This window comes from Streptomyces sp. NPDC052301, assembly GCF_044593395.1.
GTDB lineage: Bacteria > Actinomycetota > Actinomycetes > Streptomycetales > Streptomycetaceae > Streptomyces.
On sequence record NZ_JBIUBE010000004.1, the window covers coordinates 730,062 to 753,112 of the forward strand.

24 protein-coding genes and 1 pseudogene are annotated in these 23,051 nt (G+C 71.7%); 14 read left to right on the forward strand and 11 right to left on the reverse strand.

What is annotated here, in order from left to right; translation table 11 throughout:
• The first annotated feature begins 119 nt into the window (after nt 1-119).
• Nucleotides 120-470, forward strand: coding sequence for a hypothetical protein (locus ACIHEJ_RS14360; RefSeq protein WP_400135103.1), 351 nt, complete (start codon nt 120-122; stop codon nt 468-470).
• Here ACIHEJ_RS14360 and ACIHEJ_RS14365 read toward each other — a convergent pair.
• Nucleotides 448-1,131 carry a FadR/GntR family transcriptional regulator gene (locus ACIHEJ_RS14365; RefSeq protein ID WP_400135104.1) on the reverse strand — a complete coding sequence of 228 codons (684 nt, stop codon included), beginning with the start codon at nt 1,129-1,131 and terminating at the stop codon, nt 448-450. The genes ACIHEJ_RS14360 and ACIHEJ_RS14365 overlap by 23 nt on opposite strands.
• A gap of 70 nt (nt 1,132-1,201) precedes the next feature.
• Here ACIHEJ_RS14365 and ACIHEJ_RS14370 point away from each other — a divergent pair, with 70 nt between their 5' ends.
• From ACIHEJ_RS14370 to ACIHEJ_RS14385, 4 genes are all read left to right on the forward strand, one after another.
• Nucleotides 1,202-2,545 (forward strand): CynX/NimT family MFS transporter, encoded by a 1,344-nt coding sequence (locus ACIHEJ_RS14370; RefSeq protein ID WP_400135105.1) that lies wholly within the window; start codon nt 1,202-1,204, stop codon nt 2,543-2,545.
• 77 nt (nt 2,546-2,622) lie between these two features.
• On the forward strand, nt 2,623-2,742 hold the full coding sequence (locus ACIHEJ_RS14375) for an SGM_5486 family transporter-associated protein (RefSeq protein WP_366013523.1): 120 nt from the start codon (nt 2,623-2,625) through the stop codon (nt 2,740-2,742).
• A gap of 182 nt (nt 2,743-2,924) precedes the next feature.
• The gene (locus tag ACIHEJ_RS14380; protein WP_400135106.1) at nt 2,925-3,131 is read left to right on the forward strand and encodes a hypothetical protein; all 207 of its coding nucleotides are present in this window, start codon (nt 2,925-2,927) and stop codon (nt 3,129-3,131) included.
• A 79-nt stretch (nt 3,132-3,210) separates the two neighbouring features.
• Complete coding sequence (locus tag ACIHEJ_RS14385) at nt 3,211-3,729, forward strand: SixA phosphatase family protein (protein WP_400135107.1); 519 nt, start codon at nt 3,211-3,213, stop codon at nt 3,727-3,729.
• A gap of 70 nt (nt 3,730-3,799) precedes the next feature.
• Here ACIHEJ_RS14385 and serB read toward each other — a convergent pair whose 3' ends face one another.
• Nucleotides 3,800-5,008: a phosphoserine phosphatase SerB gene (gene serB, locus ACIHEJ_RS14390; RefSeq protein ID WP_400135108.1), complete on the reverse strand. Its 1,209-nt coding sequence runs from the start codon at nt 5,006-5,008 to the stop codon at nt 3,800-3,802.
• Between the two features lie 275 nt (nt 5,009-5,283).
• Nucleotides 5,284-7,143: a streptophobe family protein gene (locus tag ACIHEJ_RS14395; RefSeq protein WP_400135109.1), complete on the reverse strand. Its 1,860-nt coding sequence runs from the start codon at nt 7,141-7,143 to the stop codon at nt 5,284-5,286.
• Nucleotides 7,144-7,383: 240 nt separating this feature from the next.
• Between ACIHEJ_RS14395 and ACIHEJ_RS14400 the strand changes: the two genes are divergently transcribed.
• Nucleotides 7,384-9,966, forward strand: a complete 2,583-nt coding sequence (locus ACIHEJ_RS14400; protein WP_400135110.1) for an FHA domain-containing protein — start codon at nt 7,384-7,386, stop codon at nt 9,964-9,966.
• Between the two features lie 84 nt (nt 9,967-10,050).
• On the opposite strand, the gene ACIHEJ_RS14405 is transcribed toward ACIHEJ_RS14400, so the two are convergent.
• From ACIHEJ_RS14405 to ACIHEJ_RS14415, 3 genes and pseudogenes are all read right to left on the reverse strand, one after another.
• Nucleotides 10,051-10,782, reverse strand: a complete 732-nt coding sequence (locus ACIHEJ_RS14405) for a transglycosylase SLT domain-containing protein (RefSeq protein WP_400135111.1) — start codon at nt 10,780-10,782, stop codon at nt 10,051-10,053.
• A gap of 299 nt (nt 10,783-11,081) precedes the next feature.
• Nucleotides 11,082-12,165: pseudogene (locus ACIHEJ_RS14410) on the reverse strand (S-adenosylmethionine:tRNA ribosyltransferase-isomerase).
• The gene (locus ACIHEJ_RS14415) at nt 12,165-12,857 is read right to left on the reverse strand and encodes an SDR family NAD(P)-dependent oxidoreductase (RefSeq protein ID WP_400135112.1); all 693 of its coding nucleotides are present in this window, start codon (nt 12,855-12,857) and stop codon (nt 12,165-12,167) included. Before ACIHEJ_RS14415 ends, ACIHEJ_RS14410 begins: the two are co-directional and overlap by 1 nt.
• Nucleotides 12,858-13,248: 391 nt before the next feature.
• Between ACIHEJ_RS14415 and ACIHEJ_RS14420 the strand changes: the two genes are divergently transcribed.
• From ACIHEJ_RS14420 to ACIHEJ_RS14435, 4 genes are all read left to right on the forward strand, one after another.
• Nucleotides 13,249-14,394 (forward strand): GAF domain-containing sensor histidine kinase, encoded by a 1,146-nt coding sequence (locus ACIHEJ_RS14420; RefSeq protein ID WP_400135113.1) that lies wholly within the window; start codon nt 13,249-13,251, stop codon nt 14,392-14,394.
• Nucleotides 14,387-15,028, forward strand: a complete 642-nt coding sequence (locus ACIHEJ_RS14425) for a response regulator (protein ID WP_400135114.1) — start codon at nt 14,387-14,389, stop codon at nt 15,026-15,028. The genes ACIHEJ_RS14420 and ACIHEJ_RS14425 overlap by 8 nt, the downstream gene beginning before the upstream one ends.
• 171 nt (nt 15,029-15,199) lie before the next feature.
• Nucleotides 15,200-15,445 (forward strand): chaplin, encoded by a 246-nt coding sequence (locus ACIHEJ_RS14430; RefSeq protein ID WP_400135115.1) that lies wholly within the window; start codon nt 15,200-15,202, stop codon nt 15,443-15,445.
• 181 nt (nt 15,446-15,626) lie between these two features.
• Nucleotides 15,627-15,866, forward strand: a complete 240-nt coding sequence (locus ACIHEJ_RS14435; protein ID WP_400135116.1) for a chaplin — start codon at nt 15,627-15,629, stop codon at nt 15,864-15,866.
• A gap of 43 nt (nt 15,867-15,909) precedes the next feature.
• On the opposite strand, the gene ACIHEJ_RS14440 is transcribed toward ACIHEJ_RS14435, so the two are convergent.
• Complete coding sequence (locus ACIHEJ_RS14440; RefSeq protein WP_400135117.1) at nt 15,910-16,698, reverse strand: hypothetical protein; 789 nt, start codon at nt 16,696-16,698, stop codon at nt 15,910-15,912.
• A gap of 151 nt (nt 16,699-16,849) precedes the next feature.
• Here ACIHEJ_RS14440 and ACIHEJ_RS14445 point away from each other — a divergent pair, with 151 nt between their 5' ends.
• The 3 genes from ACIHEJ_RS14445 (at nt 16,850) to ACIHEJ_RS14455 (ending at nt 19,200) form a co-directional block, all read left to right on the forward strand.
• Nucleotides 16,850-17,647: an ABC transporter ATP-binding protein gene (locus tag ACIHEJ_RS14445; RefSeq protein ID WP_400135118.1), complete on the forward strand. Its 798-nt coding sequence runs from the start codon at nt 16,850-16,852 to the stop codon at nt 17,645-17,647.
• 59 nt (nt 17,648-17,706) lie between these two features.
• Nucleotides 17,707-18,138 (forward strand): NfeD family protein, encoded by a 432-nt coding sequence (locus ACIHEJ_RS14450; protein ID WP_400135119.1) that lies wholly within the window; start codon nt 17,707-17,709, stop codon nt 18,136-18,138.
• Nucleotides 18,139-18,249: 111 nt separating this feature from the next.
• Nucleotides 18,250-19,200 carry an SPFH domain-containing protein gene (locus ACIHEJ_RS14455; RefSeq protein ID WP_366017153.1) on the forward strand — a complete coding sequence of 317 codons (951 nt, stop codon included), beginning with the start codon at nt 18,250-18,252 and terminating at the stop codon, nt 19,198-19,200.
• 105 nt (nt 19,201-19,305) lie between these two features.
• Here the strand turns inward: ACIHEJ_RS14455 and ACIHEJ_RS14460 are convergent, their stop codons facing one another.
• The 4 genes from ACIHEJ_RS14460 to ACIHEJ_RS14475 form a co-directional block, all read right to left on the reverse strand.
• The gene (locus ACIHEJ_RS14460; RefSeq protein WP_400135120.1) at nt 19,306-19,677 is read right to left on the reverse strand and encodes a peptidoglycan-binding protein; all 372 of its coding nucleotides are present in this window, start codon (nt 19,675-19,677) and stop codon (nt 19,306-19,308) included.
• 200 nt (nt 19,678-19,877) lie between these two features.
• On the reverse strand, nt 19,878-20,384 hold the full coding sequence (locus ACIHEJ_RS14465) for an HNH endonuclease (protein ID WP_400135121.1): 507 nt from the start codon (nt 20,382-20,384) through the stop codon (nt 19,878-19,880).
• A gap of 168 nt (nt 20,385-20,552) precedes the next feature.
• Nucleotides 20,553-21,086, reverse strand: coding sequence for a YbhB/YbcL family Raf kinase inhibitor-like protein (locus tag ACIHEJ_RS14470; protein ID WP_400135122.1), 534 nt, complete (start codon nt 21,084-21,086; stop codon nt 20,553-20,555).
• A 45-nt stretch (nt 21,087-21,131) separates the two neighbouring features.
• On the reverse strand, nt 21,132-21,914 hold the full coding sequence (locus ACIHEJ_RS14475; RefSeq protein WP_366017150.1) for a sporulation protein: 783 nt from the start codon (nt 21,912-21,914) through the stop codon (nt 21,132-21,134).
• 125 nt (nt 21,915-22,039) lie between these two features.
• Between ACIHEJ_RS14475 and ACIHEJ_RS14480 the strand changes: the two genes are divergently transcribed.
• Nucleotides 22,040-22,690, forward strand: coding sequence for a DNA-3-methyladenine glycosylase (locus ACIHEJ_RS14480; RefSeq protein WP_400135123.1), 651 nt, complete (start codon nt 22,040-22,042; stop codon nt 22,688-22,690).
• Nucleotides 22,691-23,051 lie beyond the last annotated feature (361 nt).

Here is a 23,051-nt window from a genome sequence, read left to right on the forward strand (position 1 = left end):
GGCCGCCGGCGGGCGTCACCCGTTCGGCCCACCGGCCGGGCCGTCACCGGGCGGGCGGCGCACCCTGGATTACGCGTCCCTCACGTGCCCCTCCGCAGCCCGGCCGAGGAGGTCCCCTTGTGCGCCTGTCCCGCAGCCTGGCCCCGGTGACCCTGGCCGTCGCCCTCGTGCTGTCCCTGCCGTACGACGCGATGCCGCACGCGCGCGTGAGCGACGGCAGCCCGGCCGTGCCGAACCCGTTCGGCGCCGCCTGCCGTACGACCGTCCACGGCTCCCATGTGACGGCGTACTGCCACAACCCCTATGTCGACACCGACCGGGTGCGCCTGCACATCGAGTGCGCCCGCTGGTGGGACATCGACACCGACAGCGCCCCGGCGGACACCGAGCCCGCCATGACCGTCCGGCTCACGGGGCGGTGCTGGAAGGAGGTCCGCTCGGTGTGGATCAGTCACCAGAAGGTGCGCTGAACCGGCACAGGAACGGATAGCTCGCGGCCTCCACCGCCGCCGCCTCCGCGTCCCCGGCGCGGATCGCGTCCACGAGCCGTGTGTGGTCCATGTGCGTCTCCGGGGTCAGCTCCGCCCCGACGTCCGCGCGCAGCCAGTCCCGCAGCACCTCGCCCAGGTCGGCGTACATCGCCGTCATGACGTCGTTGTGCGAGGCGGCGACGACGGCCAGGTGGAACGTGGCGTCCGCGGTCACGAACGCCTCCGTGTCACCCGTCTCCCAGGCCTGCTCGCGCCGTGCCAGCACTGCGTCCAGCTGCCTGAGGTCCTTCTCGGTGCGCCGCTCGGCGGCGAGCTTGGCCGCGGCCGACTCCAGCGTCGAGCGCAGCTCCGCGATGTGCCGCGGGTCGGCTCCGGCGAACCGGCGGTGCATCACCCCGGCGAGCTCGCTCGTCGCCACGACGTACGTGCCGGAACCCTGCCGGATGTCCAGCAGGCCGTTGTGCGCGAGCGCGCGCACGGCCTCGCGGACGGTGTTGCGGGCGACCCCGAGCTGCTCGACCAGTTCCGGCTCCGTCGGGATGCGCGAGCCGACGGGCCACTCGCCCGTGGCGATCTGGTTCCGCAGCTCGGCGATGACCTGCTCGGACAGCGCCGAACGGCGCGGGTGGCTCAGGGGCATGGCACACCTTCGCACGTCGGACCGGGGCGGAGCCGCACCGGACATGGACAACCAATCATCCCATGATTCTATGATGGGTCTCATGGCTAGTGAGGAAACCCGGACAGTGGAGACCCGTACGGCGATGTCACCGACCGAACGCGGTGGGGCCGCAAGGGCGCGCACCCCCGCGACGAGCAAGGGCGCAGTCCACGCGCGCGCGTGGACGATGCGCCTGGTCGTCGTCGGCATCGTGCTCTCCGCGCTGAACCTCCGCCCGGCCATCACGAGCCTCGGCGCGCTCCTGGAGGAGGTCCGCGACGGACTCGGCATGAGCGGCAGCGTGGCCGGGCTGCTCACCTCCGTGCCCCCGCTCTGCTTCGCGGTCTTCGGCGTCACCGCGCCCCGCCTGGCCCGCCGCTTCGGCCCCGCCGCCGTGGTGTGCGCCGGCATGGCCGCCATCACCACGGGCCTGCTGATACGGCCCTACGTGGGCGGCACCGCCGGCTTCCTGGCCGCCAGCGCGCTCGCCCTGATGGGCATCGCCGTCAGCAACGTCCTGATGCCGGTCATCGTCAAGCGCTGGTTCCCCGACCGGGTCGGCTCCATGACCGGCCTGTACTCGATGGCCCTCGCCCTCGGCACCTCCCTCGCCGCCGCCGTGACCGTCCCGCTGACCGACGCCATGGGGGGCGGCTGGCAGGCCGGCCTCGCCGTGTGGGCGGCCGTCGCCGCCGCCGCGGTCCTGCCGTGGCTGCCGCTGGTGCGGGAACGCGGCACCGCCCCCGCCCCGCAGCCGGAGGACCGGCAGCCGTCGGCGCCCGCGCCGGCGGAGCAGCCCGCCGCGCTGCGCATCACCCGCAGCCGCACCGCCTGGGCGCTCGCCGTCTTCTTCGGCCTCCAGGCCACCGCCGCCTACATCACCATGGGCTGGATGGCGCAGATCTTCCGGGACGCCGGGGTCCCCGCGGGCACCGCGGGCCTGCTGCTCGCCGTCACCATGGTGATGGGCGTGCCGCTGGCCTTCGTCATCCCGCGCGTCGCCACGCGACTGCCCCACCAGGGCCCGATCGTGCTGTTCCTGGGCATCTGCGGCCTCGCCGGATACGCCGGCCTGTACTTCGCGCCCGCCGGCGGCTCCTGGGTCTGGGCCGTGCTGCTCGGCGTCTCCAACTGTGCCTTCCCGCTGGCGCTGACGATGGTCGGCATGCGGGCCAGGAGCGGTCCGGGCGTGGCCCAGCTGTCCGCCTTCGCCCAGAGCACCGGCTACCTCATCTCCATCCCCGGCCCGCTGCTGGTCGGCGTGCTCTACCAGCAGAGCGGCGGCTGGGGGCTGCCCATCGCCCTCATGGCGGCCCTGATGCTGCCCCAGATGGTGGTCGGCTGGCTGGCGGGCCGGAACCGCACGGTGGAGGACGAGGCCGCCCGGAGCTGACCGCCGGCCCCCGCGCGAACGCCACACAGGGCCGACCCCGTGCGAGCGAACCGCGGCGGGGGTGCGAGACTGGCGGCATGCAGCCTGTGCTCGATCCGAACCCGAAGAACGGCCAGAAGAAGATGCTGCTCGTCTTCGGCGCGTTCTTCGCCATCTTCGTCGTCATCGCCGTCATCGCGACCATCGCGTCCCCGTGACGGCCGCCGCCCGGCCGCCTCGGCGGTCGGATGGTGGGGCTGGCCCCACCATCCCCTAGGGGGTAAGGGTCAGGGTCAAGTGGGTGGATCTCCGGATGGGTTGGCGGCCCCCGGATTCCGTACTTTCGAGGGGTGACCGCACGGAGCGGTCACACACCCGCTCGACGCTCACGGAGGCGATCATGCCGGCCCGCACCCCTTCCCGGCCCCACCCGGCGACCACGGGCGGCGTCGACATCAGGCTCCCCTGGTGGGCCCTCGCCCTCCCCGCTCTGGCCTTCATCGCCCTGCTCCTGCTGATACTGAACCCGTCGGACGCGCACGCGGCGAGCGGCGACCCGGCGATCGGTCACCTCTTCGAGCGCGTGCAGCAGCTCCTCACGCGCTGACCCGAAGCCCCCTCGCGCGGTGAATCCGCATGTCAACTCCACTGCGCCGCCTGGCCTGTTTCATGCGAAGCTGGGTTCCATGAGCGTCGCAGAACCCCGCAGGATCGCCCTCTTCCGGCATGCGAAAGCCGACTGGCCCCAAGTGCCCGATCATGAGCGCCCGCTCGCCGAGCGGGGCCGGATGGACGCCGCGGTCGCCGGACGCAAGCTGGCCGACACCGGCATCACCTTCGACCTGGCCCTGTGCTCCACCGCGATCCGGACCCGCGAGACCTGGAAGCTCGCCGTCCACGAACTGTCGCACCGGCCGAAGACCGTCTACGAGGAGCGGGTCTACGAGGCCTCGCCCGGCGAACTCGTCGCCGTGCTCAACGAGCTCCCGGACGATGCCCGCCATGTGATCCTGATCGGCCACAACCCGGGCGTGCACGGGCTGGCGGAGATCCTCGCCGGCGCGGCCGACGGCGACGCCCGCGAGCGGATGAACCGCCGCGGCTTCCCCGCCGCCGGTTTCGCACTGCTGTCCTTCGACGGCCCCTGGAAGAGCCTGGAGCCGGGCACGGCCACGCTCACGGAGTACTGGGCCCCCGCCGAGTGACCTCACCCGTACGGCAGGGCCCGGCACCGGAGAGGTGCCGGGCCCTGCCGTACGGGCCGTCCGGTCCGGGTCAGCCCTCGTCGTGCGTGTCGGCCGCCTCGACCTCTTCCCGGGTGATGCCGAGCAGGTACAGGACCGTGTCGAGGAAGGGGAAGTTCACCGCCGTGTGCGCCGCCTCGCGGACCACCGGCTTGGCGTTGAAGGCGACGCCCAGGCCGGCCGCGTTCAGCATGTCCAGGTCGTTGGCGCCGTCGCCGATCGCCACCGTCTGCGACAGCGGCACCCCGGCCTCCGCAGCGAACCGGCGCAGCAGCCGCGCCTTGCCCGCACGGTCCACGATCTCGCCGGTGACCCGGCCGGTCAGCTTCCCGTCGACGATCTCCAGCGTGTTGGCCTGCGCGAAGTCCAGCCCCAGCCGCTCCTTCAGATCGTCCGTGACCTGGGTGAACCCGCCGGAGACGACGCCGACCTGGTAGCCGAGGCGCTTCAGGGTGCGGATCAGGGTGCGCGCCCCCGGGGTGAGCCGGACCTCGTCGCGCACCTTCTCCACCACCGAGGCGTCCAACCCCTTCAGCAGCGCCACACGCGCGTGCAGCGACTGCTCGAAGTCCAGCTCCCCGCGCATCGCCGCCGCCGTCACCTCGGCGACCTTGTCCTCGCAGCCGGCGTGCGCGGCGAAGAGCTCGATCACCTCGTCCTGGATCAGGGTCGAGTCCACGTCCATCACCACGAGCCGCTGAGCGCGCCGGTGCAGACCCGCCGACACGACGGCGACGTCGACACCCAGTGCCGCCGCGTCCGACGCCAGGGCCGTGCGCAGCGGCTCGGTCTCCACACCGGAGACGGCGAACTCCACCGCGGTCACCGGGTACTTGGCCAGCCGGAAGATACGGTCGATGTTGGCGCCGGCCTTCGCGATCCGGGCGGCGATGGCGGCCGTGGACTCGGCGGTGAGGGGGTGACCGAGGACGGTCACCAGGGAGCGACCGAGACCGCGCGGCTGGTTGTCGCCGTGCCCCGAGATGATCTCCGCCTGCATCTTCATCGACTCGGCCCAGCTGTGGACGGTGGCCCTGAGGTCGCCCTCCAGACCGGCCGGCGGCTGGGTCACCAGCACGCACAGCACCAGGCGGCCCCGGGTGACGACCTGCTCGATGTCGACCACGTCGACGAGGTAGGCGGCAAGGGTGTCGAAGAGGCCGGCCGTGATGCCCGGCCTGTCCTTGCCGAAAATCTTGACGAGGAGAGTGGGGACCTCGGAGGTCTGCGAAGCGCTCATGGTGCCTCCACCGTATCCGGCACCCAGTGCCTTCTGCCGCCGAGGTCCGCCTGACGGACACGGAACAATGGGTGTCGGCCCGGTGTCGGGGATCTGGCCGTGGGACGACACCACGCCCCTCCACCACCGGCGGCACCGCTCCGGCTCCCACCACGACTGTGCCACGGGTTGCCGGACGGGGCAGGTCCGGCGGGGTGCGAGCGGTGCGAAGGCGCACCGAAGTGATCGCCGCGCGTGCTCCGCCGGGTGCGCGGCCTCCGCCGAGGACCCGCCCGTCACCCTCGCCGCTTCGGTTTCCCCGGGGGCAGCGGCGGAGGCGGGGGCGGGGGCGGCGGTCCGTCGCCCGGTGTCTGCGGTGGGCGGTCACCCGGCCGTGGGCCCCGACGGCCGCGCGGTGGCGGGGGAGCGGTGCCGAGCGGACCGGCGATGGTCGGGGCGCCGTACACGTCGTCCCGGGCGGACGGCGGCCGGGCGTCCTGCGGCTCCTCGCGCGGGTCCGCCGGCATCCGAAGGTAGGGATTCGTGTCGGGGTTCGGCGGCCGGTGCGGCCTCCCCGGCGCGTACGGTCCTGCATGCTCGCCGTGCCCGGCACCTCCGCCGGACCCGGCGCCACCGGCACCACCGTCGTACCCGGCACGTCCACCGGACCCGGCGCCACCGTCGTACCCGGCACCCCCGCCCCCGCCGGAACGTCCACCGAACCCGGCCCCCGCCACCCCCGCACCCACAGCGCCCGCACCCCCACGCGCTTCCCGAGCGGCCCGTGCCCCCGCCGCCCCGGTCAGCCGGCTCAGCAGAGCCCCGGCGGCGCCCGCCCCCGCTCCCCACACGGCGCCCAGCAGCAGTGCCATGCCCACATGGCCGTGCAGGCCGGCCGTCGCGCCGAAGGCGTCGAAGCCGAGGACGGAGAGGGAGGCGTCCGCGGAGACGCCGGTCAGCCAGGTGAGCAGGGGAAGCGTGAGCGCGGTCGGGACCGCCAGGCACAGCGCGCACCGGGCGGCGAAACGGAGGGCGCCGTCGGTGGGACGGTTCACCGGTGTGCGTACCGCCGTGAGCACCCCGGCCAGCAGCATCGTCAGCGACGCCGCCACGCCCAGCAGCCACACCCGCCCGTCCAGCTCGGCCAGCCGGCCCAGCGTCACGGGCCGGTCGGACGCGCTCAGGAAGTGGTCCAGCGGGTGGGGGAGCAGGGTGCGCAGGGCGCCGGTGACATGGCCGTCCCAGGGGACGAACAGGCCGAGGACCAGGCCGAGCCACACCCCGTTGGGCGCGCCGAGCAGCGCCGCCCCGGCGATGCGCCGCGGGTGGTCGTCGCCGATCGCCGCGTACGCCGCCGCCGCAAGGCCCGCGACCACGGCCGTCAGCGCCACGCCGACCAGCGCCGAGGCCGCCGGCCGGATCACCCGGTGCACGACGGCCCAGCCCGGCGGGAGCGGAGCGCGGCGGGAGGCCAGCAGGGCGATCAGCAGGACTCCGGCGCACCAGCCGAGGCCGCCGAGCAGCGTGGCCGCGGTGTCCACGGTGAAGCCGACCGCCGCCTTGGCGTGGATCAGGTCGCCGATCCGGTCCGGCAGCAGTCCGCTCACGTCCCCCAGGCCGGGGATGCTCAGCCCGCCGCCCTTGCCGCTCCCGCCCGCGCCCGGCAGCTGGTCCAGGCCGAGCGAGCCGCCGTCGATGGTGACGACGTCGTGACCGGCCCAGGCCAGGCCGCCCAGCATCGCCACGAAGAGCACGACCACCGCCCCCGCGCGGGCGAGGAGTTCGGCGGAGGCGATCACAACTCCGGCCGTGCGCAGGGACCGTAGGAAGAACCACGACAGCAGCAGCGCCCCGACGAGGCTCACCCCGAGTGGCGTGATCTCGATGGAGGTGTGCGCCTCGGCTCCCTGCAGACCGAAGGCGGACACATCGCCCGACGGCGTGACCGAACCACCCGCCCCGAGCGCCACAACTGCCGCTGTCATCGGGCCCAACGAGCCCGCAGAGTCCGCCTGCAGCAGGTGCAGACCGAGCGCGGCGGTGCCCGCCATCCCGATCAATGCCCAGCTCACCGCGGCGATCGCGGACACCACGAGGTCCGTCCAGGGCAACCTCGTGCCGTGCCGCGCGCTTTCGGCGCTCGTGGCAGCGTTCATGGCAGACCCCCCGATCCGCACCGCGACCGTACGGCCGCGCTTGTCCCCCTCGCCGGGATTACCACTCTCCGGCCCGGTTTCAACCCCGTCAACGGGGCGAGTTGAAGCGCGCACCGGCGCCCGTGACAAGGCCCGGGTTTCGGTCAGAGGGCCGAGCCTGAAATAGTTCCCCACGATGTTCGACATCCCTAGACTCCCTGCGACGGGGGTAACTCGGGGGACAACTCAGTGGGGCATGGAGTGCCGGAACTCGTACTGGAATCAAACGGAGGGACCTGGACGCTCGACCCGTCCAGGCCCTACACCCTCGGCCGCGATCCGCAGGGTGACATAGTCTTCGACGACGCCAGGGTCTCCTGGCGGCACGCCACGGTCAGCTTCGACGGCCGCAGTTGGGTCATCGAGGACCACGGCAGCACCAACGGCACCTTCGTGCAGGGGCAACGGATCCAGCGTGTGGAGATCGGCCCCGGCTCGGCGCTGCACCTGGGCAACGCGACCGACGGACCGCGCCTGAACCTCTCCTCGGCCGTGGCCGGGCAGCAGCACCCGGCGCCGTACGCGGCCCAGGGCGCGGGTGCGCCCGGCTGGGCCCAACAGGCACCTCAGCAGGCCGCCGCCCCGCAGGCTCCGGCTCCGCACCAGGCGCCCGCGCACCAGCAGGCCCCGCAGCCCGGCTGGCAGCAGCCGGAGGCGCAGCAGGCACCCGCGTTCCCGCAGCAGCAGGCGGGTCCCGCCGACCAGTACGTGCAGAAGACGCCCGGTGGTGGCGCGGGGGCGCCGCCGGTCCACGGCGACCGCAGCCCGACCACGTTCCACCAGTTCTCGCTCGACCGCGTGATGCGCATCGGCCGTTCCCTGGAGAACGACCTGGTCGTCTCCGACCTGCAGGTCTCCCGGAACCACGCCGAGTTCCACGCCACTGCGGACGGCCGGCTGGAGATCCGCGACCTCGGGTCGCACAACGGCACCTACGTCAACGGCCAGCCGATCCCCAAGGGCGGCTCGGTGCAGCTGGGCCCGGCCGACATCGTCGGCGTCGGCCACTCCACCTTCCGGATCGTCGGCGACCGGCTCGAGGAGTTCGTCGACACCGGTGAGGTCTCCTTCTCCGCGCGCCATCTGACCGTCACGGTCGACGGCGGCAAGCAGATCCTGAAGGACGTCTCCTTCGGGGTCCCCGAGAAGTCCCTGGTCGCGGTCATCGGCCCGTCCGGCTCCGGCAAGTCGACCCTGCTGAAGGCGCTCACCGGCTACCGGCCCGCCAACCAGGGCGACGTCCTGTACGACAACCGCAACCTGTACAAGCAGTTCGCGGAGCTGCGCCAGCGCATCGGTCTGGTCCCGCAGGACGACATCCTGCACAAGGAACTGAGCGTCAAGAAGGCCCTGAAGTACGCGGCCAAGCTGCGCTTCCCGGCCGACACCACCGCGCAGGAGCGCGAGGCGCGCATCGACGAGGTGCTGCGCGAGCTGAAGCTGGACATCCACAAGGACAAGAAGGTCACGTCCCTCTCGGGTGGCCAGCGCAAGCGTGTCTCGGTGGCGCTGGAGCTGCTCACCAAGCCGTCGCTGATCTTCCTGGACGAGCCGACCTCCGGCCTCGACCCGGGCATGGACCGTGACGTGATGCAGCTGCTGCGCGGTCTCGCCGACGACGGCCGTACGGTCCTCGTCGTCACCCACTCGGTGGCCGAGCTGGCGCTGTGCGACAAGCTGCTGGTGATGGCGCCGGGCGGTGCGGTCGCCTACTTCGGCCCGCCGGAGGAGGCGCTGAACTTCTTCGGCTACGACAGCTGGGCCGACGTCTTCTCCGCCTTCGAGAACTACCGTGACTACGACTGGGCGGGCCGCTGGAAGGGCTCGCAGCACTACCAGATGTACGCCGCGGACGTGGACTCGGTCGCCCCTCAGTCCGTACACATGCCTCCGCCGCAGGCCATGAAGCCGCCCAAGCCGCAGGGATGGGGCTCGCAGCTGATGACGCTGGTCCGGCGCTATGTGTCGGTCATCGTCTCCGACAAGGGTTTCCTGGCACTGACGGTGATCCTGCCGGCGGTGCTCGGCGCGGTCAGCCTGCTGATCGACCACAACCACGGTCTGCTGGTCAATCCGACGGTCAACCCCAGGACCGGGCTGCACGTCCCGAACGGCACGGCCACCACGGTGCTGCTGATCCTCGCGGTCGGCGCGTGCTTCGCGGGCGCCGCGAACTCCGTGCGCGAGCTGATCAAGGAACGGGTGATCTACGAGCGGGAGCGAGCGACCGGTCTGTCCCGGTCGGCGTACCTGATGTCCAAGGTGGTCGTGCTCGGCGCCGTCACGGTGCTGCAGGGCCTGATGGTCGGCCTGATCGGCTTCTCCAGCCGCGAGATCCCGGACCAGGGCGTCGTGCTCGGCGGTTCCTCCCTGATCGAGCTGTGCCTGCCGATCATGGCGCTCGGCTTCACCTCGATGATGGTCGGTCTCGTGATCTCCTCGCTGGTGAAGACCGCCGAGAAGACCATGCCGCTGCTGGTGATGTTCGCGATCATCCAGGTCGTCTTCACCGGGTGCCTGTTCACCCTGCACGGCACGCTCGGCGTCAACGAGTTCTCGTACCTGATGCCGTCGCGCTGGGCGGTGGCCGCGGCCGGCGCGACGCTGGACTTCAACAACATCGCCCCGAACAACGACGACCCGGCCAGCACGGACCCGCTGTGGAACCACACGGCCGGTGCCTGGACGCTGGACATGATCGCGCTGATCGTGCTCGGTGTGGTCTGCGGATTCTTCGTGGCCCGCTTCCTGCGCCGCCACGAGCCGGAGGTCATGCGCAAGTAACCGCGCCCGTACGACGCCGAAGGGCGGCACCCCACTCGGGGGTGCCGCCCTTCGGCCTTACGTTGCCGAGGTCCGCGCCAGGCCTCAGTACGCGCTGTTGACGTTGTCGATGGAGCCGTACCGATGGGCGGCGTAGTTGGCGGCGGCGGTGATGTTGGCGACCGGGTCGTAGATGTTCCAGGAGGTGCCGCCGACGTGGTACGCGGTGAAGGTCGGCGGGATGACCTGCAGCAGACCCTTGGACGGGATGCCGTTGATCGCGTTGATGTCCCAGTCGTTGATGGCCGTCGGGTTGCCGGAGGACTCCCGCATGATGTTGCGGTGCAGGCCGCTGTAGCTGCCCGGGATGCCCTTGGAGTGCATGATGTCCAGCGCGTGCCGGATCCAGCCGTCGAGGTTGTTCGCGTACGTCTTCGCGGCGACCGTCTCGATCTGCGGGCGCTGCGCGGAACGGTTCGCGGCCTGCTGGCCGGCGCGCTGCTGCGCGGCCTTCTTGGCGGCGGCGTTCTTCGCCGCGGCCTCGGCGCGCTGCTTGGCGGCGGCCTGGTCGGCGGCCTTCTTCTTGGCGGCGAGGGCGTCGAGCTTGACGTTCTGGCCGGCGAGCTGGTCGGTGACCGTGCCCTTGACGTTCTGCAGGCTGGCGGCGGCGGCGACCTGGGCGGTCTCGGCGGGGGCGCCGGTGGTGACGGTGCCGGAGTTGCCCGGGATCGCCGAGAGGGCGACGGCGCAGGTGCCGAGAGCGGCGACACCGGCGAGGGCGACCTTGTGCTGCTTGGTCATACGACTATGAGCTCGGTTGAGGAAGTTCTTGGGCATGGCTGATGGACCTCTTCGATAGCGCGGAGGTCGCTCCTGCGTCCGCCGGGGGAATCGGCTCCTCCCGCACGAACGCCGCGGGCCGTAAACCCACGGCGCTGAGCGACGGAAGCAATTCTTAGCTGGCGCAAAATGCCCAGGCAAAGGTGTGACGTACGATCCGCCATAGTGGATCAGGGATGGGCAAAACGGGACAGACAGGGCTGTCTGTCCCGCTCAAGATGGGCGGTTTATCTCCTATGCACTTTCGTACGTGATGTGGGCCCTATGCGCGGGCTCACACCGGATGCCCCTCGGTCTCACCGTGCGTTGCCGCCGCAATGCTCTGTGTACGGGCCCTCCTCCGGGAGGATGAGGTGTACGTCGCCGAACTCGTGCCACAGGTAGAGCCCGCGCACCGCCTCCTCGTAGGCACGGGCCACCGCGGCCCGCCCGGCGACCGCCTCCAGCATCAGCAGATGCGAGGCCTCCGGCTCGTGCAGCCCGGTCAGCAGTCCGTCCACCACCCGCACCCCGCGCCCGGGTGTGACCACCAGATCCGTCCATCGCGGCCGCCCGCACCACCCCGTCCGGACCCGCCGCCGACTCCACGGCCCGCACGGCCGTCGTCCCCACGGCGACGATCCGCCCGTCTCCCGCCCGCGCGGCGTCGATCAGCCGCGCCGACGCCTCCGGCACGGCGAACCGCTCCGGGTACGGCGGCTCGTGCGCCTCCGCCGACGCCACTCCCGTGTGCAGCGTGACCGGCGCGAACTGCACCCCCCGGCTCACCAGCTCCGTCACGAGCGGCGCGGTGAAGGGCCGGGCCGCACTCGGCATCTCCGCGCTGCCGGACCCGTCCGGCGAGGGCAGCGCGAACACCGTCTGGTACGCCGACAGCGGCTGGTCCCGGTCCGTGTAGGAGTAACGGATGGGCCGCCCGTGCTCCCGCAGGACATCGAGCACCCCCGCCCCGGTCGCCCGCGCCCACCACAGCCGCTCCCCGCGCGCGCTCACCGGCTCCTCCAGCACCAGCCGGCCGCCGCCCGGCACCTCCACCTCCACGCCCGCGGGCCCACCCGCACGCGCGCGCGTGGTGCCCCGTCCGTCCGGGGCCCGCAGCTCGACCGCCCACCGCCCGTCGTCCCCGCGCGTGGAGAAGTGCACCACCACGCGCGCGTGCCCGATCTTCCCGTCCACCGCGGCGGCCAGCGTGGCCGAGGTGTTCACCACCAGCAGGTCCCCGGCCCGCAGCAGCCCGGGCAGCTCGGGGAACACGTGATGCTTCACGTCCGTGCCGCGCGACACCAGCAGCCGTACGGCGTCCCGGTCCAGCCCCGGCCCCCGCTGCTCGGCCGGCACGCGCGCGGACAGCCCCTCCGGCACCTTCGAGGCCGTCCTCATCACCGCTCCAGCAGGGCGGGCGCCGCATACCGCCCACTGGCCGGCCGCTCGTCCAGCAGCCGCAGGAACGCCGGCACGACCGTGGCGGGCGCGGGACGCGGATCGTCGTCGCCGGGTACGGCCGCCGCGTACAGGCCGGTCGCCATGTCCCCGGGGTCCACCGCCCACACCCGCAGACCGGGCTCCTCCACGCCCAGCACGGCGGAGAGCTGGTCCAGGGCCGCCTTGGAGGCGCCGTAGCCGCCCCAGGTGCCGTACGCCTCGGCCGCCGCGTCCGAGCTGACCGCGATCACCGCCCCGGCCGCCGCCTCCCGCAGCAGCGGCAGCGCCTCCTGGAGCAGGCCCAGCGCGGCCGTCACATTCACCTCCAGCGCCCGTCGCAACCCGTCCAGGGGCAGCTCGGCGAGCGTCACGAGGGGCTCGGCGCCCAGCGCGCTCGCGTTGCTCACCAGCAGATCGCCCCCGCCCAGCCGACGAGCGGCGGCCACCAGATCCGCCCGGTGCGCGGCGTCCGTGACGTCCCCGGGCAGCGCGACCACCCGCGTCCCGTACCCGGCGACGGCCTCGGCAGCCCCCTCGAGAACCTCGGCGCCCCGGGCGTCCAGCACCAGATCCCAGCCGCGCGCGGCCAGCGCCTCGGCCAGCGCCCGCCCCAGCCCCTTCGAGGCCCCCGTGATGATCGCTACCGGCATGACACCGTCCCCTCGTCGCTCACCGCCCCCGCCGGGCGGTGTGATCACGCTAGGAACGCCACCGGCCGGACCGCCTCGGCCGCGGGCCGCAGACCGCACGGTCCCTTCGGCGTACACCGCACGCCCGGGGCCGGCGGACGTACAGCGCACGCCCGGAGCGGGAGGCGTACGCCGCACGCCAGGGTCCGAAGGTCGTACACCGCACACCCCGGCCCGGGGGGCGTACGTCACACGCCGGGGCCGGGGGACGTACGCCGCGCGTCCCCCGACCGTGGACCTGCCCCTGCCGCACCGCCCCGGGACGTACGCCGCCGGTCCTAGGCCCAGCGGCCCGGCGCCCGCCGCCACCGGTCCGATCCGCGGTGTCGGACCCCGCCGGTACCGTGAGGACATGAGTCAAGGCCCCCGGTCCGGCCTCTCCGCGGTCAGCGCCGCGCTGCTGGCCATGAGCAGGCATCTGGAGGTGCGCGACGTCCTCAAGACGATCGTCGCCTCCGCCCGCGAGCTGCTCGACGCGCAGTACGCCGCCCTCGGCGTCCCCGACGACCACGGCGGCTTCGCCCAGTTCGTCGTCGACGGCGTCAGCGACGCCCAGTGGAAGGCGATCGGCCCGCTGCCCCGCCAGCACGGCATCCTCGCCTCGATGCTGCACGAGGCCCGCCCCGAGCGTCTCGCCGACGTGCGCAAGGACCCCCGCTTCGAGGGCTGGCCGTCCGCACACCCCGAACTGGCCGACTTCCTCGGCCTGCCCGTCCGCGACGGCGACGAGGTCATCGGCGCCCTCTTCCTGGCCAACAAGAACTGCCCGAAGCCGGAGGGCGGCTGCGGCTTCACCGAAGAGGACGAGGAACTGCTCTCCATCCTCGCCCAGCACGCCGCCATCGCCCTCACCAACGCCCGCCTGTACGAGCGCAGCCGCGAGCTGACCATCGCCGAGGAGCGCTCCCGCCTCGCCCACGAACTGCACGACGCGGTCAGCCAGAAGCTCTTCTCGCTACGGCTGACCGCCCAGGCCGCGGCAGCACTCGTCGACCGCGACCCGGCGCGTGCCAAGGGCGAACTGCACCAGGTCGCCGCGCTCGCCGCCGAGGCGGCCGACGAACTGCGCGCCGCCGTCGTGGAGTTGCGGCCCGCCGCGCTGGACGAGGACGGCCTGATCGCCACCCTGCGCACCCAGATCCAGGTCCTCGACCGCGCCCACACCGCGCGCGTGACCTTCACCAGCAACGGCTTCCGGGCCGTGCCCGCCGCCCAGGAGGAGGCCCTGCTCAGAGTCGCGCAGGAGGGCCTGCACAACGCCCTGCGGCACTCCGGGGCCGCACACGTGGGCGTGAGCCTGGAGCGGCACGGCGGCGGAGCGGTCCTGCGCGTCACCGACGACGGCAGTGGCTTCGACCCCCAGGCCGACCGCCGCGCCGGACGCCACCTGGGCCTCGTCTCCATGCGGGACCGGGCGAGCGGGGTCGGCGGCACGCTGACCGTGGAATCGGCGCCCGGCAAGGGCACCACGATCGAGATGGAGGTCCCCGGTGGCTGAACCCGTCAAGGTGCTGATCGTCGACGACCACCAGGTCGTCCGCCGGGGCCTGCGCACCTTCCTGGAGGTGCAGGACGACATAGAGGTCGTCGGCGAGGCCGCCGACGGCGCCGAGGGCGTCGCCCGCGCCGAGGAACTGCGGCCCGACGTCGTCCTCATGGACGTCAAGATGCCGGGCACGGACGGCATCGAAGCCCTGCGCAGGCTCCGCGAACTCGACAACCCCGCGCGCGTGCTGATCGTCACCAGCTTCACCGAGCAGCGCACGGTCGTCCCGGCCCTGCGCGCGGGCGCCGCCGGGTACGTGTACAAGGACGTGGACCCCGACGCCCTCGCCGGCGCCATCCGCTCCGTGCACGCCGGGCACATCCTGCTCCAGCCGGAGGTCGCCGGCGCCCTGCTCTCCCAGGACGAGCCCGGCTCCGGCCAGGGCCGGGGGGGTTCGCTCACCGAGCGGGAGCGCGAGGTGCTGGGCCTGATCGCGGACGGCCGGTCCAACCGGGAGATAGCCCGCGCCCTGGTGCTGTCGGAGAAGACCGTGAAGACACACGTCTCGAACATCCTCATGAAACTCGACCTCGCCGACCGCACCCAGGCCGCGCTGTGGGCCGTACGCCACGGCGTGACCGGCTGAAACGCCCTCCGCAGGGCCTCACCGAAGGCAACACGGAGGGTCCCGTTCCGGACTGAGATTCATACCGTCGTGGGAATGTCACCCGGATGGCGCATCCTGCGGCGATCTCCGCCGTTCTCCAGTGCGTGCCGCGTCGATCCGCCGCGGTGAACGCCTAGGAGGGGTTGGAAAGTGAAGAACCTGAAGAAGGCAGCGGCCGTGACGATGGTGGCCGGTGGCCTGGTGGCCGCCGGTGCCGGGCTGGCCTCCGCCACGGACGGCGCCTGGGCCGGCGGCGAGGCCCACGGCTCCCCTGGCGTCGTCTCGGGCAACGTCGTCCAGGTCCCGGTGCACGTCCCGGTGAACGCGGTCGGCAACAGCGTCAGCGTCATCGGCGCGCTGAACCCCGCCTTCGGCAACCTCGGCCTCAACCACTGAGGTCCCGCCACCGGCGATCCCAGGCCTCCCGGACGCACCCGGGAGGCCTGTCGGCTTGTCATCCGACTGATCCGAACGGGCGCCCCCGCACCTGCCGCCGTACCCCTTGCCACGACTCCCGCGTTGACCAGGCATGACCCCCGGCCGGGTCGGACCCGCACACGCAGGAGGAATCCATCTCATGAACATCGCCAAGAAGGCCGCCCTCGCCCTGACCGTCGCCGGTGTCGCCGCCGGTGCCTCAGCCGGTGCCGCCTTCGCCGACGCGGGCGCCGCCGACATGGCCGTGAACTCGCCGGGCGTCATCTCGGGCAACAGCGTCCAGGTCCCGGTTCACGTCCCGGTCAATGCCAACGGCCTCACCGTCAACGTGATCGGCCTGCTGAACCCCGCGTTCGGCAACACGTCCGTCAACCACTGACGTCACCGCGGCTGAGCCTGGGGGCGGTAGCCCCCGGGCACGCTCAGGAAGCCCCGCGCTCCCGCTCCTCGACGATCGCGTTGTACGCCGCGACCTGTGCCCGCCGGGCCGTGCGCTCGACGGGCCGCAGTGCCTGGGACCGCGCCGCCATCTCCGAGGCGCTCACCGCACCCCCGCGCCCGTCGCCGTACGCCAGCGAGACCAGCAGCCCCACCCGCTGAGCCAGCTCCAGCACCCGCACCGCACGCGGCGGATACCCCGGCGCCAGCACCTCCCGGCCGCGCTCGGCCCGCGCCCGATACGCGTCGATCGCCGCCTCCGCCACCGGCCCCGACCCGGCGACGTCCAGCTTCGACAGCACCTCGGTCGCGTCGCGCAGCGCCTCCGCCAGCTCCCGCTCCGCCTCACCCAGCGACGGCACGTCCGCGGGCGGCGCCTCCCGCACCGGCAGCACGTGCCAGATCACCTCGGCGTGCACATCACCCTCGGGCCCGGCCTCGTACACCTCCGGCACCAGCCCGAACGCGGCGCCGTGACAGATCACCGCCTCCTGGGCCTCCAGCGCCCGCGCATTGAACTCCGGCGGACCGCTCAGTCCCAGCGGATGGCCGGACGCCGGCAGCGCCACCCGCAGCCCGCGCACCCCCAGCGCCCGCAGCCGCCCGAGGGCGAGCGTGAGCCCGACCTGCGCGGACTCACCCGGAAGCCCCTCCACCCGGTGCACGGCGTCCTCGCCCACGATGGCGAGCACGGCCTCATCCGGAGAGACAAGTCCGGCCAAAAGGGCATTTCCCCATGCGGCAAGGCGTCCTGAACGCGGTTCCGAGAGCATGCCCACACCCTACGGACCGGACCGATGGAATGGAGCGGGGCGCTCGTGGCGTAGATTTCATAAGGGCTGCGCCCACCGGCGCGGCGGACCCGAGCCACAGGCGTACGCGACAGCCGAGAACGGCCACACTGCAAGGGGAGACAACGCGCTCATGAGCGATGTTCTGGAGCTTCAGGACGTATCCGTGGTCCGCGAGGGCCGGGCTCTGGTGGACCAGGTCTCCTGGTCGGTGAAGGAGGGCGAGCGCTGGGTCATCCTGGGTCCGAACGGCGCCGGCAAGACCACCCTCCTGAACGTCGCCTCCAGCTACCTCTTCCCCAGCAAGGGCACCGCCAGCATCCTCGGCGAGACCCTCGGCAGGCCCGGCACCGACGTCTTCGAGCTGCGCCCCCGCATCGGCGTGGCCGGCATCGCACTGGCCGAGAAGCTCCCCAAGCGCCAGACCGTCCTGCAGACCGTCCTCACCGCCGCCTACGGCATGACCGCCGGCTGGCACGAGGACTACGAGGACGTCGACGAGCAGCGCGCCCGCGCCTTCCTCGACCGCCTCGGCATGAGCGAGTACCTCGACCGCCGCTTCGGCACCCTCTCCGAGGGCGAGCGCAAGCGCACCCTGATCGCCCGCGCCCTGATGACCGACCCCGAGCTGCTCCTGCTCGACGAGCCCGCAGCCGGCCTCGACCTCGGCGGCCGCGAGGACCTGGTCCGCCGCCTCGGCCGGCTCGCCCGCGACCCCATCGCCCCCTCGATGATCATGGTCACCCACCACGTCGAGGAGATCGCCCCCGGCTTCACCCACGTCCTGATGATCCGTCAGGGCAAGGTGCTCGCCGCCGGCCCCATCGAGCTGGAGCTGAGCTCCCGCAACCTCTCCCTCTGCTTCGGCCTGCCGCTCGTCGTCGAGCAGGTCGGCGACCGCTGGACCGCCCAGGGCCTGCCCCTGTCCTGACCCCTTGCTCTCCCTCGCGCGCCCTGTCCGCCGCCCGACCACGGCCCTACCATGACCACGTGAACGACATCGACGCATGGGTGTGGTGGCTCGTCGGCGCGGCGGCGCTCGGAATCCCGCTCGTGGTCACCGCCATGCCGGAGTTCGGCATGCTCGCGGTCGGAGCCGTGGCCGCGGCCGTCGTCGCCGGCCTCGGCCTCAGCGCCGTCATCCAGGTCCTCGCGTTCGTCGTCGTCTCCGTCGCCCTCATCGCCGTCGTCCGGCCCATCGCGACCCGGCACGACAGACAGCGTCCCCAACTCGCCACCGGCATCGACGCCTTGAAGGGCAGACAGGCGGTCGTACTGGAACGCGTCGACGGCTCCGGCGGACGCATCAAACTCGCCGGAGAGATCTGGTCGGCCCGCTCCCTCGACACCGGCCGTGCCTACGACGTGGGCCAGGAGGTGGACGTCGTGGACATCGAAGGGGCCACCGCGATCGTCATCTGAGCCATCCGGGCCACGAGTTGGGCGACGGTCTGTCAGACTCGACCAGCAAGATCTTCTACAACCACGAGATCTGCCGAACGCGCCGAGGCGGAGAGGGGTACGGGGAACACGATGGAACCGGTCATCATCGTCCTGGTCATTCTGGTGGTGTTGGTCTTCATCGCCCTGATCAAGACCATCCAGGTCATCCCACAGGCCAGCGCGGCCATCGTCGAGCGCTTCGGCCGCTACACCCGGACCCTGAACGCGGGCCTGAACATCGTGGTCCCGTTCATCGACACCATCCGCAACCGCATCGACCTGCGCGAACAGGTCGTCCCGTTCCCACCCCAGCCGGTGATCACCCAGGACAACCTGGTCGTCAACATCGACACGGTCATCTACTACCAGGTGACGGACGCCCGCGCGGCCACCTACGAAGTCGCCAGCTACATCCAGGCGATCGAACAGCTCACCGTGACCACGCTGCGCAACATCATCGGCGGCATGGACCTCGAACGCACCCTGACCTCCCGCGAGGAGATCAACGCGGCCCTGCGCGGCGTCCTCGACGAGGCCACCGGCAAATGGGGCATCCGCGTCAACCGCGTGGAACTCAAGGCCATCGAACCCCCGACCTCCATCCAGGACTCGATGGAGAAGCAGATGCGCGCCGACCGTGACAAGCGCGCCGCCATCCTCACCGCCGAAGGAACGCGCCAGGCCGCCATCCTCACCGCCGAGGGCGAGAAGCAGTCCCAGATCCTGCGCGCCGAGGGTGAGGCCAAGGCCGCCGCCCTGCGCGCCGAGGGCGAGGCCCAGGCGGTCCGCACGGTCTTCGAGGCCATCCACGCCGGTGACCCCGACCAGAAACTGCTGTCCTACCAGTACCTCCAGATGCTCCCGAAGATCGCCGAGGGCGACGCCAACAAGCTCTGGATCGTCCCCAGCGAGATCGGCGACGCCCTCAAGGGCCTGTCCGGCGCCATGGGCAACTTCGGCCCCCTGGGCGGCGGTTCCGGCAACAACGGCGGCTCCGGCAGCGTCCCGGACCAGCGGCGCGAGAAGCCGCACATCGACTGACAGCCCCGCACACACGCAACGGCCCGCCCTCCTGCGAGATCGAGGAAGGCGGGCCGCTCTCCACTCACTCCGGGCCGCGTGGCCGACGCGCCCCGGGACGCGCGGTCACTTCTGGGCCGGCAGGTACTTGTGGCAGTACGTGTCACCGCCGATGGACGCCAGCAGCTTGGTACCGGTCTTCTTCCCCACGATGCCGTCCGCGTTGCGGCCGGTCAGCCCGTGGTGCTCCTGGACGTACTTCACCCACGCCTTGGTGTACGTGCCGTACTTGGCGTCCTCCTTCAGCGCGTGCGGGTAGTTCCGGTTGATGATGCGCTGCCCGCACCACACACCGTGCCCGGAGGCGCCGTACTTCAGAACGGACGCGTGGGTGTTGGCCGTGGCCACCCCGGCGGTCATCCCGGAGAAGCCGAGCGCGGCCGCCGCCACGGCGGTGACCGACAGAGCGGCACGGGTACGCAGGCCGAGCTTGCTCATGACGTGGTCGTCCCTTCCGCACACCGCGGGCCGGGTCCCCCGATCGACCCACGGCTGCTGGACCAAGAACCTACGACCGCCCCACCCGCACCGTCGTCCCGCACCGGATTGACCTTGCCGGACGACAGCGGCCGTACGCCACCGGTTCCTGCAACTTCCGCGGTACACCGGAAGTCGTCCACGGTCCCGACGAGCCGGACCTATGCCGCCGGCTGAGCCAGCCACTCCGGCAGCGAGTCGAACTCGTCCCGCCCCAGCGCCAGCAGCATCGCGTCGGCCGGAGTCGGTTCGAACGGCTCCCGCAGCAGCGCCATGCCCGCCTCGTCAGGGGTCCGGTTCGCCTTGCGGTGGTTGTCCTCCGCACACGCGGCCACCGTGTTCAGCCACGTGTCCTGCCCGCCCTGCGCCCGCGGCACCACATGGTCCACCGTCGTCGCCCGCCGCCCGCAGTACGCGCACCGGTGCCGGTCGCGGACCAGCACACCCCGCCTCGACCACGGAGCTTGTCTTCGGAACGGCACCCGTACGTACCGGCACAGCCTGATCACCCGCGGCGCGGGTATGTCCACATCCGCACCGCGCATGCGCAGCTCGGGATGGGCCTGCTCGACGACGGCCTTGTCCTGCAGCACCAGAACGACCGCCCGATTGAGCGTCACCGTCGACAGCGGCTCGAAGCTCGCGTTCAGCACCAGCGTGTCCCGCATCCAGCCCACCTCCCGTGCGCACCTGCCCACCCCCCGGCGGGCTTGGATCAACTCTGGACGGGCGCGCCGAGATGGACAACGCAATAAAAAATGCCCGCCCCCGATCACTTCCAAGACCGGGGGCGGGCAAACGTTCAATGAACGCTCGGCTGAATCCGTGCGGCGCGGTCAGCCCTTGTTCTCGTACTCACCGATGAGCTGAGCACGCGCGATCGCGTGGAACCGCAGATTGAACCCGACGACCGCCGGAGAGACGTCCGCGTCCGGGCCCAGCTTCTCCTGGTCCACCGCGTACACCGTGAAGACGTACCGGTGCGGGCCGTCCCCGGGCGGCGGCGCGGCACCGCCGAAGTCCTTCGTCCCGTAGTCGTTGCGCACGTGCACGGCACCCTCGGGAAGCCCCTCGAACTTGCCGCCGCCCGCACCCGCCGGCAACTCCGTCACCGAGGCCGGGATGTCGAACAGGACCCAGTGCCAGAACCCGCTGCCGGTCGGCGCGTCGGGGTCGTAGCAGGTCACGGCGAAGCTCTTGGTCTCCGGCGGGAAGCCCTCCCACCGCAACTGCGGCGAGGTGTTGCCCTCCGCGTGGACCTGAGCGCTCTTCAGCGTCGCGCCCTCCTCGACATCGTCGCTCGTCACCGTGAACGACGGCACGGGCGGGTGGAAGTCATGGGGGAGCGGCCGCCGCTTGTGCTCGGTCACCTCGGTACCTCCTGATCGATGATCTGGAATCAGCAGTTCCCGAGCCTAGAACCAGTTGCGCTTGCTGCCGACCTCGGACAGCCACTGGTTGAGATAAGCCGCCCAGTCGGTCCCCTGCCAGTCGTCCAGCCCCACCTGGAAGGACCGGTAGGTGTCCGAACCCTCGCTGAACAGACCCGGCTTCTTGTCCATCTCCAGGACGACGTCCATCGCGTACTCGTCGGCCACGAAGCTCAGCTCGACCTGGTTGAGACCCCGGTACTGCGACGGCGGGTAGAACTCGATCTCCTGGTAGAACGGCAGCCGCTGCCGCGTGCCCCGGATGTGACCGCGCTCCATGTCGGCGTTCTTGAAGCGGAAGCCCAGCTGGATGAAGGCGTCCAGGATCGCCTTCTGCGCCGGCAGCGGATGCACGTTGATCGGGTCGAGATCGCCGGAGTCCACGGCCCGCGCGATCGCCAGCTCGGTCGTCACCCCGATGTGCATCCCGCGCAGCGACTGCCCGTCGATCATCGTGACCGGCGTCTCCCAGGGGATCTCGAGCCCGAACGGCACCGCGTGCACGGCCCCCGCCTGCAGCTCGAAGGCACCGCCGAGCCGCACCTTGGTGAACTCGATGTCCTGCTTGTACTCCTGGTCGCCGCTCTCCACCTCGACCTTGGCCTGCAGACCGACGGACAGCCCCTCGATCTCCTGGTTCACGGACCCGCCCTGGATCCGCACCTCGCCCTGGACCACCCCACCCGGCACGACGTTGACCTCGGTCAGCACCGTCTCGACCGACGCCCCGCCGGCCCCGAGGCTCGCGAGCAGCTTCTTGAACGCCATTGACTCTCCCTTTACGAACGGACCTCGCCCCTACAAACGCCATCCGCCCCCGCCCGGTTCCGCCCCGACGCCGGGCCGTGGCACCGATCCGTGACGCCGACCCGTCTGGACTACCCTCGGAGGGCATGATCGCGCCCCCGGACCGTACGCCACTGCCCCGAGACTTCTTCGACCGCCCGGTCCTGGAGGTCGCCCCCGACCTTCTCGGCCGCATCCTGGTGCGTACGACACCCGACGGCCCGATCGCCGTCCGCCTCACCGAGGTCGAGGCGTACGACGGCCCGAACGACCCCGGCTCCCACGCCTACCGAGGCCGCACCGCCCGCAACGCCGTGATGTTCGGCGAGCCCGGACATGTGTACGTCTACTTCACCTACGGCATGTGGCACTGCATGAATCTCGTCTGCGGCCCCGAGGGCAGGGCGAGCGCCGTCCTGCTCCGCGCCGGCGAGGTGGTGGAGGGCGTCGAGCTGGCCCGCAAACGACGGGTTTCGGCCCGCAATGACAAGGAACTGGCCAAGGGTCCGGCCCGTCTGGCCACGGCGCTGGAGGTCGACCGCGCCCTCGACGGCACGGACGCCTGCACCTCGGGCGAAACCCCGCTGCGGATGCTGACCGGCACTCCCATCACGCCTGACCAGGTACGGAACGGCCCGCGCACCGGGGTGGCCGGCGAGGGTGGCAACGGGGACGTCCACCCCTGGCGCTACTGGGTGGCCGGCGACCCCACCGTGAGCCCCTACCGGGCCCATGTGCCGAGGCGACGACGAAGTTGACGCGACTCGCGAAGATGCGTAATGTATCCCGAGCCGCTGAACCGGGTACGGTGATCACCTGCAGCCGGAGCGGCCAACCCACTATCTAGCTACAACCCCTCAGCGGGGTCGATTGTGGCGCGCCCGCGCGTCGGAATTCGAACTCGCGAGACTCGATTATGAGTCGCCGAGAGAATGAGCTAACGTAGTGAATGTCGAAAGGGCGGACGGCGAAAGCCGAAAGCCCCGAGGCAATCCCGCCGACCGGGAATCGGACACCGAAAGGGTCTGATAGAGTCGGAAACACCGAAGGGAAGCCCGGAGGAAAGCCCGAGAGGGTGAGTACAAAGGAAGCGACCGTTCCTTGAGAACTCAACAGCGT